Origin of the sequence: Pleomorphomonas sp. PLEO (assembly GCF_041320595.1) — a bacterium.
Classification (GTDB): Bacteria; Pseudomonadota; Alphaproteobacteria; order Rhizobiales; family Pleomorphomonadaceae; genus Pleomorphomonas.
Window position 1 is genome coordinate 2,908,765 of sequence record NZ_CP166625.1, and the last position, 16,993, is coordinate 2,925,757.

The following is a 16,993-nucleotide window of genomic DNA, read 5'->3' on the forward strand; positions in this document are numbered from 1 at the left end:
TTGACACAAGCTCCGCCGGCTAGATTTACACCGCGACGCGCTGCAGGAATTCGTCGATCGCCTCCTCGAGATCGCGAGTCTGGCTTAGCACCAGTTCCGCTGCCTTTTCGACGTGACGGGCCGTGTCGGAGGTCTTGCCGATCGCCTCGACCACATGGCCGACGCTTTCGGACACGGTGACGGTGTTGCCGGAGGCATCGTTGACGTTACGGCTGATCTCGTTGGTGGAGGCCTCCTGCTGCTCCACCGCCGAGGCGATGCCGAGCGTTGCGCGGTTCACTTCTTCCATGGTGGCGGCGATGGACCGGATCGATTGCACCGCCTCGGCGGTCGATGCCTGCATCTCCGATATCTGGGAGGCGATTTGCTCGGTGGCTCGAGACGTCTGGTCCGAGAGACCTTTCACCTCGGCGGCAACGACGGCGAACCCCCTGCCAGCGTCGCCGGCGCGGGCCGCCTCGATCGTGGCGTTGAGGGCCAGAAGATTGGTCTGTTCGGCAATGGAACGGATCAACGTCACCACTTGTCCGACGCGGCTTGCGGCATCGGCGAGGCCCGCGACCTGTTCGTTGGTCCGGCGGGCACCTTCGGTTGCGCCGCCGATGACGCTGGTCGTGCGGCTGACGTGGCTCACCACCTCGCTGATGGACGATGCAAGTTCTTCGGTAGCCCCGGCGACGACGGTTACCTTTTCCGATGCGCCCTGTGATGCGGTCGAGGCATTTTCGGCTTGGGTCCGGGTGCGGCCGGCCTCGTCGAGCAGTTCACCGGCGGCGCTTTGCATGCCCGCCATGGTGTCGGTGACGGCATGGGTGAGCTCGCCGGCGACGGACCGGAAGTCACGGACCGCCGCTTCGAAAGCCTGCTGGCGGTGAAGTCGCTCTTGGGCATCGGCCCGCTGCCCGGCCTCGAGGCGGGCCTTTTCCTCCTGATTGGTCTGGAAGACTGCGAGCGTTCGGGCCATCGCGCCGATTTCATCGGCACGGTCGGTGTCGGCGACGCTGGCCTGCTCGCCACGGGACAGCACTTCCATGGTGGCGCGAATGCGCCCGAGCGGGCCGGTGATCGATCGACTGATTTGCCAGCTGATCAGGCCGCCGGCCAGAAGCGTCATCGGCACGATGATATAGATAAGCCCCAGCGCGAATTCGGTGCCCCTGGTGAAGGCTTGTGTCGTTGAGGAGCTGAGATCGGTGGCGGCGCGCTGGATGGCAGTGGTCAGCGGCTCGGCAAGGTCAAAAGACAGCGAGGTCTGGTCGGCGACTTTAATCCAAGAGGCGTAGAGCCCAACATAGGAGGAGAACGCCGAGGAATAAGCGGTGAGCCGCGCCTTGAGCGCATCCTTGAGCTCCGGAGCGAGTGGGGTCTTGTCGAGTTCGCGAGTGAAGCGGCCGACGGCGGCATCGAAGGCGCCCGAGCTCAGTTCGTCATGCTTCAGCATGAATTCGGCGCGTGCCTGGTTGAGCTGGGCGAAGGCCTGAACGACCCGTACCGTATCCGGGTTCTGGCCGCTCTTCGTGGCCTTGTTGACGTCCGAGCGGAGTGCCTGAAAGGCGGTTTCCATTTCACCGCTGAAACCGCTGTCGCTGCCGAAGCCGAGCTTCACCTGTCCGCTCTTTACCTCGACGAACTGACCGGCGATCTTGTCGAGCAGTTTTGCAAGCTGGTCGGCTTCCGCCGTTGCGGTGCCGACGACGCCAGCTGCTTCGCCTAGGCGTTGAATTGTTGCTCGCGTCTCGCCGATCAGCCCGTCGATCTCGGTCACCCGGTCAGGTGTCGGGGCGACCATGAACAGTCGCTCCTTGGCGGCGAGCTTGTTGGCTAAGCTCTGGGTCCGTTCGGACAGCAATGACAGATCGGCGGCGGCGGCCGAAGTTGTCTCCAGTGAGCGCATGGACATGACGGCGTAGCCGCCGGTGCCGGAGACGACGGTCAGCCCGGCCAGCCATACGAGCGAGAGAGAGGCGACTTTGAGGCGGATGGAAAGCCCGCCACGTGAGCGGCGCGAGCCAACCGGCTTGGAACGAAACAACATGCCAAATCCCCTGTTTGTTTTGGCCCTATTAGACTTTTGGTTGCTTAACGGTGGGCTAATCCAAACACTCAAGTTGAGTTGAGATTCGAGTGGGGTTTAAGTCAGGTTAAAATAGAATTTCTGCACATTAATTGGGCCATTCTCGGCTTATTATTGTAGCGTCGCTGCAAATAGCGTTGCAAAATGCCGCTCCTGATGCTTCTTTTCTCGTCGTTTTGCGCGCGAGTCGCGAAAAATAAAAGCAAATTTAACATTGGCAATCTGCGATAGCTTATTCCCTGCTGTGGACTAAGTATTCTTGCGGTTTCATTCCAGCTCCGCCACCAGCAGGTATGTTGCGTCTGCTTGGGGAAATATCTGTTTGCTTGGCTGATGGTAGTCGGGATCGAACTTGAGGAAACGGTTCAGAAAAAGCGCGACCTCAGGGGGCTGAGCTTGTAACGTGTCGATCCGTTTTCCACCGGATCGCTTCGCCATGAACGTCACGCTTCGCCCCGGCCTTGCCCATTCCGCCTGTCCGCACGACTGCCCATCGACATGCGCGCTCGACGTCGAGCTGAAGCCGGACGGCCGTGTCGGCCGGCTGCGCGGCTCGCAGGACAACAGCTATACGGCCGGTGTCATTTGCGCCAAGGTCGGCCGTTATGCCGAGCGGCTCTATCATCCCGATCGCCTGATGAAGCCGCTCCTCAATGTCGGCGCCAAGGGGGAGGGACGGTTCCAGGAGATTTCCTGGGAGGAAGCGCTGGATCGTGTCGCCGATGCCTTTGTCGCGGCCGAACACCAATTCGGCGCCGAAAGCGTCTGGCCTTATAAATATGCCGGCACCATGGGCTTGGTGCAGCGCGACAGCCTGGAGCGCCTCCGGCACGTCAAGAAATATTCGCGCAGCCACGACACCATTTGCGTGACGCCGGCCTGGACGGGCTGGATCGCCGGCACCGGCCTTCTTGCCGGCCCGGATCCGCGCGAGATGGCCGTGTCCGATTGCGTTGTCATCTGGGGCACCAACGCGGTGACGACGCAGGTCAATGTGATGACCCACGCCATTCGTGCGAGAAAGAGTCGAGGGGCCAAGATTGTCGCCGTCGATGTCTACGAGACCGAGACGGTGCGGCAGGCCGACTTGGGGCTGGTGCTGAGGCCGGGCTCCGACGCGGCGCTCGCCTGCGCCGTCATGCATATCGCTTTCCGCGACGGCTATGCCGACCGTGCCTACATGGAAAAATACGCCGACGTGCCAGCCGACCTCGAAGCGCACCTGCAATCCAGGACACCGGAATGGGCGGCGGCGATTACCGGCCTGTCGGTCACCGAGATCGAGGCCTTCGGCAAGCTGGTTGGCACGACGCCGCGCACGTATTTCCGCCTTGGCTATGGCTTCACACGGTCGCGCAACGGCGTCGTTTCCATGCATGCGGCGCAATCGATCGCTACCGTGCTAGGTCTCTGGCCGCGCGAAGGGGCAGGGGCCTTTCACAACAACGGCGCCATCTACCGCCTCGACAAGACGATGATCGAGGGCGAGGATGTGGAGGACCAAAGCGTCCGTCACCTTGATCATTCTCGTGTCGGTCCGGTTCTGGTTGGCGAGGCGGAAGCGCTAAAGGGTGGACCGCCGGTAAAGGCGATGATCATCCAGAACTGCAACCCGATGACGGTAACGCCGGAGCAGGAGAAGGTACGGCGCGGTTTCTTGCGCGACGACCTGTTCGTCTGCGTGCACGAGCAGTTCATGACCGATACGGCTAAGGTCGCCGATATCGTGCTGCCGGCCACCATGTTCCTGGAGCACGACGATATCTACAAGGCCGGAGGGCAGCAGAGCATTCTGTTCGGGCCGAAGCTCGTTGAGCCGCAGGAAGGGCCGCGCGAGAACATCTATGTGGTCAACGAGTTGGCCAAACGCCTCGGCGCCGAGCATCCCGGCTTTCACATGACGGCGCGCGAGCATGTCGACTGGATGCTGCGGCACTCGGGGCTCGGTACGCTTGCCGAACTTGAGGAAAAGCGCTTCCTGGATCTGCAGCCCGATTTCGATACGGCGCATTATGTGAACGGCTTTGCCTATCCGGACGGCAAGTTCCGCTTCAAGCCGGATTGGGCCAATGTCAAGTCGTCCAACATCGGGCCAATGGGGCCATGGCGGGATATGCCGTCGCTGCCCGACTACTGGCCGGTGGTGGAAGAGGCCGACGAGACGCATCCTTTCCGCCTTGTTACGGCGCCGGCACGCAATTTCCTCAACACGTCCTTCGGCGAGACGCCGTCATCGGCGGGGCGCGAGGGGCGGCCGACGCTGAAGGTGCGGCCCGACGACGCAGCACGGCTGGGGATTGCCGACGGCGAGGCGGTGGTGATCGGCAATCATCGCGGCAACGTCAAGCTCAACGCGGAGTTGTTCGAAGGGTTGCAGGTCGGTGTGGTGATCGCCGAGGGCATCTGGGCCAACCGAGCGCACAGCGGTGGCGCCGGCATCAATACGCTGACCGGCTCGGATGAAATTGCGCCGTTCGGTGGCGCCGCCTTCCATGACACGAAGGTCTGGCTCAGAAAGTTGTGACCAATGTGCAAGACACTGGGCTGAAAGCGGTGTGTCGTGTGGAAGCCGGTTGCGGGAGCCAGCGACGTTGCCCTAATACACCGCCGGTTGGGGGCCACGCGGCGCGCCCCGGCGATTCTCTCGGAACGAGGTCATGATGCGGGTCATTTCCGGTGTAGTTGCCACCGTTGCTCTGACGGTGGGTGTGATGGGCGCTCTGCCGGCGAGCGCCGACACGATCTCCCGCGAAACGCTAGCGCGCAAATTCGTCGATTATTGCGTCAACACGCAGTATCGGGTCGAGGGTGTCGATCGGAATTCCATGATCGAGCGCTGCCGCAAAGCCTCTGATCAGGCGATGACGCAGTTCGAGGGCAATAGCTTCGACGCGCCGTCCCGTTCCAAGTTTACCGCCGAGCAAGACACGGCAATCCGCGCCGCCATCGCCGCCGCGTTCGCAAAGAAATAAGCACAGATCGCAAGACCGGATCTGCCTCGCCGGACGCCGTCCGGCGGGCCTGTGTGCTTACGCCACGATCGCCTTGATGCCGTCGGCAACAAACTGCACGGCAAGCGAAGCCAACAGCACGCCTAGCAGACGCGTCAATACGTTGCGGCCGGTGTCGCCAAGGTAGCGGTCGATGCGGTCGGCTGCCAGGAAGATGGCAAACGACAGCGCGATGATCGCCGCGATGATCAGCACCAGCGTTGCCATGAGCAGCGGACCGTGCGCGTCGGCCGCCAACAGAATGGTTGCCGAGATGGCACCGGGGCCGGCGAGGAACGGAATGGCGATGGGGAATACCGCGAGATGGCGGATGTCCTCGCCGATCGGTTGCGGGTGCCCGACGGCGACATCAGCATGCCCGCCCTTTTCGCTACCGCCCGATTTGGGCTTCTCGAACACCATCTCGAAAGCGATCCAGAACAGCAGCAGGCCACCGGCGATGCGGAAGGCCGGCATGGAAATCCCGAGGAAGGTCAGAACGCCGGCGCCGATGAAGGCGAAGGCGATCAGCACTAAAAAGGCGATGACCGAGGCGCGGACGGCCATGGCGCGGCGCATTTCGGGGCGGGCACCCGCCGTCAATGCCAGCACGAGCGGTGCCAGCCCCACCGGATCGATGGTGACAAAAAGTGTCGCGAAGGCATTGAGGATATAGTCGATCGGCATGGTTTGTCCGCCGTTTCCGAAGTTGCCCGTTGCTCTGACAGAAAAGCGGCTGCGCAGGAAGGGGGCGGATGGCCCGCAGGCAGAATCGTGAGGGAAAGACGTTGTGATACCCGCCAACAAGACCGAGCTTACAGACGCCATCCGCGTCAATTACCTGAAGCTCCGTGCCGATCTTGATAGCGTGCCGGAGGCGCTCAGCGGAGATCCGACGCTCGAGGGGCATGTCAAAGGCACGCGTATGAGCGTGCACGATCTCGTTGCCTATCTCGTTGGCTGGTGCGAGCTGGTGTTGAAGTGGCATGCGGGCAAGATCGCCGGCGAGCCGGTGGACTTCCCCGATACCGGCTACAAGTGGAGTGAGCTCGGCCGCCTGGCGCAAAAGTTCTACGCCGACTACGCCGATCTGTCTTATCAGGCGCTGCTCGATCGCTTCGCCGCGGACAAGGACCGCATCCTCGATGTCATCGCCGAGACGGAAAATGACGACCTCTATGGCAAGCCCTGGTACGAGGCCTACACCTTCGGTCGCATGATCCAATTGAACACCTCGTCGCCGTTCGACAACGCCCGTAAGCGTCTTCGCCGCTGGAAGAAGGAAAAGGGACTTCCCTGATCCGCGCCCCCGCTGGAAGCGCCGTTTTCCGCTGGACAAACCAGTCGTTCCGTGGTCTTTGCCCCGCCACAGCAATATCAGGACAAGCCGCCATTTGGCGGTGCCTTTCGCATCGCTCCGGTGGGGGCGAGGCGGCGTTTTGAAACGACGATTCAGCGCGGACGAGGTCCCGGAGGCTGCTCCGGTCGATCCCGGCGCCTGGGAGACATTTGGACCATGACCGACGACCGATCCGGAGCCAGATCAGAGCCGCGCCCGGCCAACCAGCGTGGCGCTGCCCGCCTTGCCGCCGTGCAGGCGCTTTACCAGCTCGAGATTGGCGGCGGGGATCTCCTGGAGGTGGTTCAGGAGTTCGAGGCTTTCCGGCTTGGCAAGGAACTCGATGGCTTCGAGTATCGGCAGGCCGATGCCGGCTGGTTCCGTGACATCGTCGGCGGAGTCGTCGCCGATCAGCGGACGGTCGACCCCATGGTGCATACGGCGCTGGTCGAGGATTGGCCGCTGAAGCGTGTCGACGCGACGCTGCGTGCCATCCTGCGCTGCGGCGCCTACGAACTATTAAAGCGCGGCGACGTTCCCGGCCGAGTGATCATCTCCGAATATATCGACGTCGCCAGGGCCTTCTTCGAAGAAGACGAGCCGCGCCTCGTCAACGGTGTGCTCGATCGTATCGCCCACGAAATCCGGCCCGACGAGTTTCCCAAAGAGGGAGCGTGAGATGACTGCGGCGAGCAGCATCGGTGAATTCGAGCTGATCGCCCGCGTGTTCGCGCCGCTGGCGGCCGACGGTGCGCTTGGGCTGACCGACGACGCCGCCTTCTATCGTCCGCGTCCCGGCCGCGATCTCGTGCTGACCAAGGACGAGGTGGTGAGCGGCGTTCATTTCTTCGCCGACGATCCCTGGGACGCCGTGGCGCGAAAGGCGTTGCGCGTCAATCTCTCCGACCTCGCCGCCAAAGGGGCGGTCCCGGTCGGTTACCTTCTGGCGCTCGGCTTGCCGAAGGATTTCACTATCGATCAGATCGATGCCTTGGGTGCCGGCCTTGCGGCCGATCAGGCAACCTACGGCATCTCGCTCTATGGCGGTGATACGGTGCGTTCGCCGGCCGGCCTGACGCTGTCGGTGACGGCGATGGGTGAGGTGGAAGAGGGTGGCATGGTGCGGCGCGGTGGCGCACGGGCCGGCGAGATCATTGTCGTCACCGGCACGATCGGTGACGCGGCCCTCGGTCTGGCGTTGCGCCTCGATCCTGCGCTTTCAGCCCGACTCGGTCTCTCTGATGCCGATCGCGATCACCTTCTCGATCGCTATTTGCTGCCTCGCCCGCGCGGGGTGCTGGCGGCGGCGGTCGCCGACTGCGCTTCCGGCGGCATGGATATTTCCGACGGTCTCGTCGGCGATCTCGCCAAGATGGCGGCGGCTTCTGGGGTTGCCATCGATATCGACGCCGACCGCGTGCCGATGTCCGATGCTGCGCGGGCGGCGGTGGCATCCGATCCGCGTCTGCTCGCCGTGGCGCTGACCGGTGGCGACGACTATGAACTGGCGCTATCCATTCCCGAGACGAAGGTCGGCGCCTTTCTTGCCGCCGCGGAGGCGGCCGGTGTTGGCGCCACGCCGATCGGCCAAACGCGAGTCGGCGAGGGGATTTCGGTTCGCGGCGACCATCCGGCGCTCGCCGATCTCGGCTCGGGCTCTTACCGGCATTTCTGAAGGCCTCGGCCTGAAAGTTGCAGCGTTCAGATAAAGCTGACGCCGAGGCAGGAGTTCGGCTTGCGTCGTCGGAGGTGAGCCGGTAGACCTCGACGGGCCCCGTTTATGGGTGATCGTCGATTATTTTTGCCGCGCTGTTTCTCTAACTTTTGTATTTTCCGGAGGGCCGATGTTCCGCAAACTCTACGACTGGACCATGTCGCTGGCCGGCAGTCCCAAGGCCGGCATATGGCTTGCCGCCGTGTCTTTCGCGGAAAGCTCGTTCTTTCCCATTCCACCCGACGTCATGCTGGTGCCGATGGTACTGGCTCGCCGCGACAAGGCTTTCACCTATGCGCTGATCTGCACCATCGCATCGGTATGCGGCGCCGTCCTTGGTTATTCCATCGGCCTGTTCCTGTTCGACAGCGTCGGTGCCTGGCTGATCCGGGTCTATGGCTACGGCCAGAGTTTCGACGATTTCCGAGCCGCCTACGCCCACTACGGCGCGTGGATTATTCTGATCAAGGGGCTGACACCCATCCCCTTCAAGCTGGTCACCATTGCCTCGGGCTTTGCCGCTTATAACTTCCCGCTGTTCGTCGGGCTCTGCGTCATCACGCGGGGTATTCGCTTTTTCCTCGTCGCCTTCTTGCTGCGCCTGTTTGGCGAGCCGGTGCGCGACTTCATCGAGCGGCGGCTCGACGTGGTGATGTGGGGCCTGCTGATCGTCATCATCAGCGGATTCGTTGCAGCCCGCTACGTCGTGTGACGGCGTGTTTAGCTCCTGCTCGGGCATTTGCTCGGCTTAACTAGCAGTGGTTTTGGCCCGAGCGGGGGACAACCCCGCCAAAATCGGCCGCTGCGGGCTTTCACGGCCTTGACGCCACCAATCGAGCCTTTATCGGTAATCCCGCCCTCGCATCTGTCCGCAGAACGGGATCGTCGTCGCTTGTCGGCGCCTTCTGCGCGGCGGAAGAAAAGAGGGTCGCTCCCAAGGCGAACAGGCACGGGATCCATATGGCTCCCATGGGGCGTTCGCCTTCGGTTCGTGGCGCCAAGGCCGGGCCCTCGAGTGTCCGGCACTGCGGAGGGATCATGGACGTTCTATACATCACGATCATCTGCGGACTTTTGTCCCTCGCCTATGGCGTGTGGGCGGTAAAGTCCGTCATGGCATCGGACGCGGGCAGCGCCCGCATGCAAGAAATCTCAGGGGCTGTCGCTGAGGGTGCTAAGGCCTATCTCAAGCGCCAGTACACCACGATCGGCATCGTCGGCGTGGTCATCCTGGTGGTGATCGCGTGGCTGCTCGGCCTGCCGGTCGCCATCGGCTTCGTGGTCGGTGCCGTCCTTTCGGGCCTCGCCGGATTCATCGGCATGAACGTTTCGGTTCGCGCCAACGTCCGCACCGCCGCCGCTGCTATGCAGTCGCTGGCTGGCGGTCTCAACATCGCCTTCAAGGCTGGTGCCGTCACCGGTATGCTGGTGGCCGGTCTGGCGCTTCTTGGCGTCTCCGTCTATTTCTGGGTACTGACCGGCCCGATGGGCCATGCGCCCAATGATCGCGTCGTCATCGACTCTCTGGTCGCCCTCGGCTTCGGCGCCTCGCTGATCTCCATCTTCGCCCGTCTCGGCGGCGGCATCTTCACCAAGGGCGCCGACGTCGGTGCTGACCTCGTCGGCAAGGTCGAGGCTGGTATCCCCGAGGATGATCCGCGCAACCCGGCCACCATCGCCGACAATGTCGGTGACAACGTCGGCGACTGCGCCGGCATGGCCGCCGACCTGTTCGAGACCTACGCGGTGACCGTGGTTGCCACCATGGTGCTCGCCTCGATCTTCTTTGCTGCCGATCAGGCCCTTCTGCTTAAAGCGATGCTCTATCCGCTGCTGATCTGCGGCACCTGCATCATCACCTCGATCATCGGCACCTTCTTCGTGAAGCTCGGCGCCAACAATTCGATCATGGGCGCCCTCTACAAGGGGCTTTGGGCCTCGTCGCTACTGTCGGTCGTCGGTCTCGGCATCGCCACGTGGGCGACTATCGGCTGGGGTGAGATCGGCGTCGTCGACGGCATGATGCTCACCGGCAGCAAGCTGTTCGTCTGCGGCATCCTCGGTCTGGTCGTCACCGGCCTGATCGTCTGGATCACCGAATACTACACCGGCACCGGCAAGCGCCCGGTGGTGTCGATCGCCCAGGCGTCGGTCACTGGCCATGGCACCAACGTCATCCAGGGTCTCGCCGTTTCGCTCGAATCGACGGCTCTGCCGGCGCTGGTCATCGTCGCTGGCATCATCTCAACCTACCAGCTCGGCGGCCTGTTCGGCACGGCGATCGCCGTCACCACCATGCTCGGCCTTGCCGGCATGATCGTGGCGCTCGACGCTTTCGGCCCGGTCACCGACAACGCCGGCGGTATCGCCGAGATGGCCGGTCTGCCCAAGGACGTGCGTCACACCACTGATGCGCTCGACGCCGTCGGCAACACCACCAAGGCCGTCACCAAGGGCTACGCCATCGGTTCGGCCGGCCTCGGCGCGCTGGTGCTGTTTGCCGCCTATACGAACGACATCAAGCACTTCGCCGAAAGCGGCGTGCCGTATTTCCAGGGCATCGGCAATATCGACCTGTCGCTGTCCAACCCCTATGTCGTCGCTGGCCTGATCTTCGGTGGCCTCATCCCCTATCTGTTCGGTGGCATTGCCATGACCGCCGTCGGCCGCGCTGCCGGCTCGGTGGTTGAGGAAGTGCGTCGTCAGTTCAAAGAAAAGCCGGGCATCATGGCCGGCACCGAGCGCCCGGACTACGGCCGTGCCGTCGACATGCTGACCAAGGCGGCGATCAAGGAAATGATCATCCCGTCGCTCTTGCCGGTGCTGTCGCCGCTGATCGTCTACTTCGGCGTACTGCTCGCCTCGGGTTCGAAGGCCAACGCCTTTGCCGCCCTCGGTGCCTCGCTGCTCGGCGTGATCGTCAACGGCCTGTTCGTCGCCATCTCGATGACGTCGGGTGGCGGCGCCTGGGACAACGCCAAGAAGAGCTTTGAGGACGGCTTTGTCGACAAGGACGGCGTCAAGCACTTCAAGGGTTCCGACGCCCACAAGGCTTCGGTGACGGGCGATACCGTCGGCGATCCATACAAGGACACCGCTGGTCCGGCCGTCAACCCGGCCATCAAGATCACCAACATCGTGGCGCTGCTGCTGCTGGCGGTTCTCGCTCACAGCTGATAGACCCAAGTCAGTACTTCGACTGAACGAAGCGGCGGTCGGGCAACCGGCCGCCGCTTTGGCATTTCGGGTGGCGCGGTTGCGTGTCACCGGCCAATGTCTGGAATCATGAACATGACGACCGCCCAAGCCGCCGTGCCGGCCGGTCCCGGCCGCTACCGGGGCTTCGCCTTTGCCTTCACGGCCTATCTTCTCTGGGGATTCCTGCCTTTCTATATGAAGGCTGTCGCCCATATCTCACCCTACGAAGTGGTGGCGCACCGCGTGCTGTGGTCGGTGCCGATCACGGCGGCAATCCTTGCGGCGCAGGGGGGCTTTGGCAGCTTCCTGGCGGTGTTCAAGCAACCGCGCATGATCGCTATGGGTTTTCTCACGGCCAGCCTGATCTCGGTGAACTGGGCGATCTACGTCTGGGCGATCGGCTCGGGCAGGGCGCTTGAATCGGCTCTGGGTTATTTCATCAACCCGCTGGTTAACGTCGCGCTCGGTACGATCTTTCTCGGTGAACGACTCAGTCGGGTGCAAATGTTCGCCGTGGCGCTGGCCATCTTCGGGGTCGGCCTGATGACGGTGGAGAACAGCGGCTTGCCTTGGGTGTCGCTGGCGCTGGCACTTTCCTTTGGCATTTACGGTTATCTCAAGAAGACACTGCCAATCGGACCGACGCAGGGATTCCTTCTGGAAGTGGTGCTGATTTCGCCGCTGGCTCTGGTCTATATCGGCTGGCTGGCGGCCACGGGCAGCGGACATTTTGCCGGCACGGGGGCAACAACAACCGGCTCCGATACGCTCCTGTTGGCCGCATCGGGCCTCGTTACGGCGGTACCGCTCATCCTGTTCGTCTTCGGCGCGCGGCTTCTGCGCTATTCGACCATCGGACTCATGCAGTACATCGCGCCGTCGATGATCTTTCTCACCGCCGTCTTCGTGTTTCACGAGCCGTTCTCGACCGGAAAGCTCGTCGCCTTCATGTTCATCTGGGCGGCGCTTGTGGTGTATACCGCCACCATGTTCTCCGGCCGCAAGCCCTGAAATGCAAAAAGGGGCGCGGTTGGTGCCGCGCCCCTTGGTCGATGGCTCGTGATGGCTTATTTCTGAAGGTCGCCCAGCGGGTTGACGTTGCCGACACCCTTGAAGATCTGGCCAATGAGATTGAGATCGGCACCGCCGGTCCGGGTCTTGCGCTCGATGAAATCGAACACTTTACCGTCCTTCAGGCCGTAGTTGGCGATCTGTTTGACCAAGCCCTTGTCGTCGAAATAGATGGCAAGTACGCGCTGGTCAGTAATCGAGCGACCCATGATCGGGTTTTCGTCGATGGTCTGGGAGATGTAGTAGAAAGCGGTATCGCCGGCCATGACAGAGGTCGTAGACGGCGAACCGAGCACCAGAAGCGCCTGCTCACGCGACGAACCGACCGGTACCTGCGCCAGCGCTTCTTCGGAAAGCACGTAACCGTGCTGGACCGGCGGCAGACCACAGGCCGATACGGACACGGCGGTCAGCAGCGCAATTGCCACGCCCTTCAGACCAAACATCATGCCCGACGGGCGTTCACTCCGGCTAAACTTCACATGAGCCTCCCGGCACTCCCAACCACACCCAGAACAATCACCATAAAGCGATCGTCCCGTATTTTTTTGCCTTGGCCGCCTATGGACAGCAGGCCCTCGGCTTTCGCTTCGCGCCGGAAGCCGCTGATGCGACCCCAAGCTTTGGTCTGACTCCACGCTTGGCAACTTGGTTACCTTGCGCTAGGTCACGAGGCAACGTCAATTCGTGCACCCGGCACGGTTTCCTGTCGATCACCGTGCCGGAACTGGTCTTCGGGTAAGGAAACGGCAAAACTATGGTGTTCGGCCTCATCCGGCGAAAGGCATCTGCCCGTGTCACACCGCTCTACGAGCAGTTGATGCAAGTTTCGCGGCAGCCGGTGTTCTACGTCGAACTTGGGGTTGCCGACAGCGTCGAGGGGCGGCTTGAGATGCTGATGCTGTTCGTCGGTCTCGCCGTCCACCGCTTGTCGCAGGAGGCCGCCGGGCGAGAAACGGCGCGCGGCCTCAGCGAGCTGTTCATCGATGACATGGAGCGGACGATGCGCGAGATCGGTTATGACGATAGCGGTCTCAAGCGCCGTCTCAAGAAGGTGGTTGGCGCCTTCTATGGCCGCGCGGAAGCGACGGCGGCGGCGCTCGTCTCCGATCGGCCCATTGAGCTGGCCGACACGCTTGCCCGCAATGTGTATGGTGGCGCGGCCGATCCGCGACACGTCGCCTGCCTCGCCGACCATGTCCGCGACTTTGCCCGACGCCTTGCTGAGGCTCCTGTCGATGCCGTGGTTGCTGGAGCCTTGCCTTTGTTGATGTCGCCTTCCATTTCAGTCGGCGAACCTACAATTTCGGATCTTGAGACATGACCGCAAAAGCCGATATCCCCTTTTCCCGTCCCTTCGCCTGGGATCGCGTGCAACCGCGCGGTACGCCGGTGGCCTTCGCCGCCAGCCCGTCCGAATGCGAGGCCATTGCCGAAGCGCTCGGCATTCTCAAAGTTGTCAGCGCTTCGGCCGAGTTTACGGTAGCGCCGTTCCGCAAGAACGGCTTCAAGATAACTGGCGAGGTGCGGGCGGAGGTGGAACAGGCCTGCGTTGTCACCCTTGACCCGGTACCCGAGTGCGTTAGCGAGATAGTTGACCTGCGCTTTTTGCCCGAAAACGAGATCGAACCGGTCAATGACGAGATCGAGGTCGATGTCGATGCCGAGGATCCGCCGGAGCCAATCCTTGGCTCTACCGTCGATCTCGGTGTGCTGACCACAGAGTTTATCGCGGTTGGTCTCGATCCCTATCCGCGAAAGCAGGGCGTTGAGTTCACGCCCTTTATTGAGGACGACGGCAGTGAGGACGAAGGGGAATCGCCGTTCGCCGGCCTCGCCTCTCTGAAGGACAAGCGTCCGTGACAACCGCGGTCGCGCCGCTCCCACCGCGGAGGGCGCGCATTTTGGTATTGTTTCCTGGGGGGGAATGGTTATCTTCCCGCCCGATCAATTACGGCGGTTGCCGCGCTTTTGAGGATTCATGGCCGACCCTCTTATCATATCCATCGACGTCATGGGCGGCGACTTCGGGCCGTCTGTGACGCTCGCCGGCGCTGACCTCTTGCTGACGCGGCGCCCGGATCTTCGCTATGAACTGTTCGGCGACGAGGCGGTGGTGCTGCCCGTGCTGGAGCAATATCCAAGGGTCAAGGCAGCCTCCCGGTTTCATCATTGCGAAATCACCGTTGCGATGGACGAAAAGCCATCGAGCGCATTGCGCCATGGCCGGTGGAAATCGTCGATGTGGCGGGCGATCGAAGCGGTGAAGAAGGGCGAAGCGCATTTCGCCGTCTCCGCCGGCAATACCGGCGCGCTGATGGCCATGTCGAAGTTCTGTCTTCGGACCATGGCCAACATCGAACGGCCGGCTCTGGCGGCGCTCTGGCCCAACCTCAAATCGGAATCGATCGTGCTCGATGTTGGCGCGTCGATCGGCGCCGATGCGCAGCAATTGATCGGCTTTGCCGTGATGGGCGCTGCCATGGCTCGCGCGCTGTTTCACACAGAGATCGCTTCTGTCGGGCTGCTCAACGTTGGTGTCGAGGACGTCAAAGGCAACGAGGAAGTGAGGGCGGCCGGTCAGATCCTCAAGGAAACGGCCCTCGCCAATCTTCAGTACGACGGCTTTGTCGAGGGTGACGACATCGGTCGTGGCCGGGTCGACGTCATCGTGACGGAAGGCTTCGCCGGCAACATCGCCCTCAAGACGGCCGAGGGTACGGCCAAGCAGATGACAAGCTATCTGCGCACGGCGCTGGCGCGCACCTGGCTGACGCGAGTCGGTTATTTCCTGGCGCGCGGCGCTTTCCAAGGGCTCAGAGAGAAGATGGATCCGCGCAAGTATAACGGCGGCGTCTTCCTCGGGCTCAACGGCATCGTCATCAAGAGCCACGGTGGCACCGACGCCTTCGGTTTCGCGGCCGCTCTCGACCTTGGCTATGACATGGCGCGCAACGGCCTGATGAGCAAGATCGAGACCGACCTCGCACATTATTACCGGGAGCAGGCGGCGATAAGCCTCGCCGCCGGCGAGAAAGGAAGCTGAGCGTGATCCGAAGCGTCATTCTAGGCACGGGAAGCTATCTGCCCGCTAAGGTTCTGACCAACCAAGATCTCACCGAGTTGGTCGACACTTCGGATGATTGGATCGTTCAGCGCACGGGCATTCGCGAGCGCCATATCGCCGCCGATGGCGAGATGACCTCCGACCTCGCCGCCGCCGCTGCCGCCAACGCGCTGGCCGCCGCTGGCGTCAACGTGGATGAAATCGACTTGGTGTTGCTCGCCACTGCAACGCCTGACCGTACTTTCCCCTCGTCGGCCGTGGAAGTGCAGCGCAAGCTCGGCATTACCCATGGCTTTGCCTTCGACCTTCAGGCCGTGTGCTCGGGCTTTGTCTACGCGCTCACCGTTGCCGACAGCCTGCTGCGCACCGGCCTTGCCCGCAAGGCACTGGTGATCGGCGCCGATACCTTCTCACGCATTCTGGACTGGAACGACCGCACCACGTGCGTACTGTTTGGCGATGGTGCCGGCGCGGTTGTGCTTGGGACGGAAGAAGGCGAGGGGACGTCTGCCGATCGCGGACTGCTTGCCGCCAGCCTCAGGGCCGACGGCCGCCACGTCGACAAGCTGTGTACCGATGGCGGTCCATCAATGACGGGTGCTCCCGGTCATGTCCGCATGCATGGCCAGGAAGTATTCAAGTTCGCCATTGGCGGTGTTGGAGATGTTATCAAAGCGGTGTTTGGTGCGACCGGTTTTGACGGTACCAGCATCGATTGGTTCATTCCTCACCAGGCCAACCGGCGCATCATCGAGGGATCTGCGAAAAAGCTCGGCATACCCTTGGAAAAGACGATCATCACTGTTGAAGGGCACGCCAATACCTCGGCGGCGACGATTCCGCTTGCGCTTGATTTTGCCGTGCGCTCGGGCAAGGTCCAGCCCGGCAACGTAGTGCTGTTCGAAGCGGTCGGTGGTGGCCTTACCTGGGGAGCTGTCATTCTCCGTTGGTAGTGCGCCACGGTTTTTTGTTTGTTTGGAACGACTTGCGCGAAAAATGGATTGACCGCATCCGTATCTGGCACTACGTTCATCGCCTGTGTCTTGGGATATCGACTGCCGGCCATATCCGCGGTCGACTGGAACAACGGGAGCTTGCGATCCATGGGGGGCAAAACTGTAACCCGCGCCGATCTTTGCGAGGCCGTGTACCAGAAGGTCGGTCTTTCGAGGAGCGAGTCGGCTGAGCTTGTCGAATCGGTGCTGCGCGAGATCGCCGATTGTCTGGTAACGGGCGAGACGGTGAAGCTTTCATCGTTCGGTACGTTCTCGGTTCGTTCAAAGACGGAGCGAATTGGGCGAAATCCGAAGACGGGCGAGGAAGTTCCGATTCTTCCCCGGCGCGTTTTGGTGTTCAAACCAAGCAACGTGCTGAAGACGGAAATCAACGGTGGCGACGCTTCATCTGTTGAAAGCGACGACTGACCGATCGGTTCGGCGGGCCGTTGGTCCGCCCACGAATCCCATTGAAATACAGTTTATTAGCCGGCGATCTTCGCGCTGCTGCGAGATCGGGCTTGGCTTCTCGCGCTTGTCGCTTT

General features: G+C 62.3%; 17 protein-coding genes. 13 read left to right on the forward strand and 4 right to left on the reverse strand.

Annotation, left to right across the window (positions count from 1 at the left end; all coding sequences use genetic code 11):
• Positions 1–25: 25 nt before the first annotated feature.
• Positions 26–2,035 (reverse strand): methyl-accepting chemotaxis protein, encoded by a 2,010-nt coding sequence (locus AB6N07_RS13515; protein ID WP_370673612.1) that lies wholly within the window; start codon positions 2,033–2,035, stop codon positions 26–28.
• Between the two features lie 306 nt (positions 2,036–2,341).
• Positions 2,342–2,521 (reverse strand): hypothetical protein, encoded by a 180-nt coding sequence (locus tag AB6N07_RS13520; protein ID WP_370673613.1) that lies wholly within the window; start codon positions 2,519–2,521, stop codon positions 2,342–2,344.
• Here AB6N07_RS13520 and AB6N07_RS13525 point away from each other — a divergent pair.
• Positions 2,511–4,598, forward strand: coding sequence for a molybdopterin oxidoreductase family protein (locus AB6N07_RS13525; RefSeq protein ID WP_370673614.1), 2,088 nt, complete (start codon positions 2,511–2,513; stop codon positions 4,596–4,598). The two genes, AB6N07_RS13520 and AB6N07_RS13525, sit on opposite strands and share 11 nt — an antisense overlap.
• A 133-nt stretch (positions 4,599–4,731) precedes the next feature.
• Positions 4,732–5,046, forward strand: a complete 315-nt coding sequence (locus AB6N07_RS13530; RefSeq protein ID WP_370673615.1) for a hypothetical protein — start codon at positions 4,732–4,734, stop codon at positions 5,044–5,046.
• Between the two features lie 57 nt (positions 5,047–5,103).
• On the opposite strand, the gene AB6N07_RS13535 is transcribed toward AB6N07_RS13530, so the two are convergent.
• Positions 5,104–5,751 (reverse strand): MarC family protein, encoded by a 648-nt coding sequence (locus tag AB6N07_RS13535; protein WP_370673616.1) that lies wholly within the window; start codon positions 5,749–5,751, stop codon positions 5,104–5,106.
• 103 nt (positions 5,752–5,854) lie between these two features.
• On the opposite strand from AB6N07_RS13535, the gene AB6N07_RS13540 reads away from it, so the two are divergent.
• From AB6N07_RS13540 to rarD, 6 genes are all read left to right on the forward strand, one after another.
• Complete coding sequence (locus AB6N07_RS13540) at positions 5,855–6,364, forward strand: ClbS/DfsB family four-helix bundle protein (protein WP_370673617.1); 510 nt, start codon at positions 5,855–5,857, stop codon at positions 6,362–6,364.
• Between the two features lie 216 nt (positions 6,365–6,580).
• Complete coding sequence (gene nusB / locus AB6N07_RS13545; protein ID WP_370673618.1) at positions 6,581–7,081, forward strand: transcription antitermination factor NusB; 501 nt, start codon at positions 6,581–6,583, stop codon at positions 7,079–7,081.
• Between the two features lies 1 nt (position 7,082).
• Positions 7,083–8,078: a thiamine-phosphate kinase gene (gene thiL / locus AB6N07_RS13550; protein ID WP_370673619.1), complete on the forward strand. Its 996-nt coding sequence runs from the start codon at positions 7,083–7,085 to the stop codon at positions 8,076–8,078.
• 169 nt (positions 8,079–8,247) lie between these two features.
• Positions 8,248–8,829 (forward strand): YqaA family protein, encoded by a 582-nt coding sequence (locus AB6N07_RS13555; RefSeq protein WP_370673620.1) that lies wholly within the window; start codon positions 8,248–8,250, stop codon positions 8,827–8,829.
• A 326-nt stretch (positions 8,830–9,155) separates the two neighbouring features.
• Entirely contained in the window at positions 9,156–11,294 is a 2,139-nt protein-coding gene (locus AB6N07_RS13560; protein WP_370673621.1) for a sodium-translocating pyrophosphatase, read from the forward strand.
• A gap of 114 nt (positions 11,295–11,408) precedes the next feature.
• Positions 11,409–12,326, forward strand: a complete 918-nt coding sequence (rarD, locus tag AB6N07_RS13565; protein WP_370673622.1) for an EamA family transporter RarD — start codon at positions 11,409–11,411, stop codon at positions 12,324–12,326.
• Positions 12,327–12,382: 56 nt separating this feature from the next.
• On the opposite strand, the gene AB6N07_RS13570 is transcribed toward rarD, so the two are convergent.
• Positions 12,383–12,868, reverse strand: a complete 486-nt coding sequence (locus AB6N07_RS13570; RefSeq protein ID WP_370673623.1) for an outer membrane protein assembly factor BamE — start codon at positions 12,866–12,868, stop codon at positions 12,383–12,385.
• Positions 12,869–13,143: 275 nt separating this feature from the next.
• Here AB6N07_RS13570 and AB6N07_RS13575 point away from each other — a divergent pair, with 275 nt between their 5' ends.
• From AB6N07_RS13575 to AB6N07_RS13595, 5 genes are all read left to right on the forward strand, one after another.
• Entirely contained in the window at positions 13,144–13,710 is a 567-nt protein-coding gene (locus AB6N07_RS13575) for a ubiquinol-cytochrome C chaperone family protein (protein ID WP_370673624.1), read from the forward strand.
• On the forward strand, positions 13,707–14,249 hold the full coding sequence (locus AB6N07_RS13580) for a DUF177 domain-containing protein (RefSeq protein WP_370673625.1): 543 nt from the start codon (positions 13,707–13,709) through the stop codon (positions 14,247–14,249). Before AB6N07_RS13575 ends, AB6N07_RS13580 begins: the two co-directional genes overlap by 4 nt.
• Positions 14,250–14,367: 118 nt before the next feature.
• Positions 14,368–15,432, forward strand: coding sequence for a phosphate acyltransferase PlsX (gene plsX, locus AB6N07_RS13585; RefSeq protein WP_370673626.1), 1,065 nt, complete (start codon positions 14,368–14,370; stop codon positions 15,430–15,432).
• Between the two features lie 2 nt (positions 15,433–15,434).
• Positions 15,435–16,406, forward strand: coding sequence for a beta-ketoacyl-ACP synthase III (locus AB6N07_RS13590; RefSeq protein ID WP_370673627.1), 972 nt, complete (start codon positions 15,435–15,437; stop codon positions 16,404–16,406).
• Positions 16,407–16,556: 150 nt separating this feature from the next.
• The gene (locus AB6N07_RS13595; protein ID WP_370678237.1) at positions 16,557–16,877 is read left to right on the forward strand and encodes an integration host factor subunit alpha; all 321 of its coding nucleotides are present in this window, start codon (positions 16,557–16,559) and stop codon (positions 16,875–16,877) included.
• The last annotated feature ends 116 nt before the right edge of the window (positions 16,878–16,993 follow it).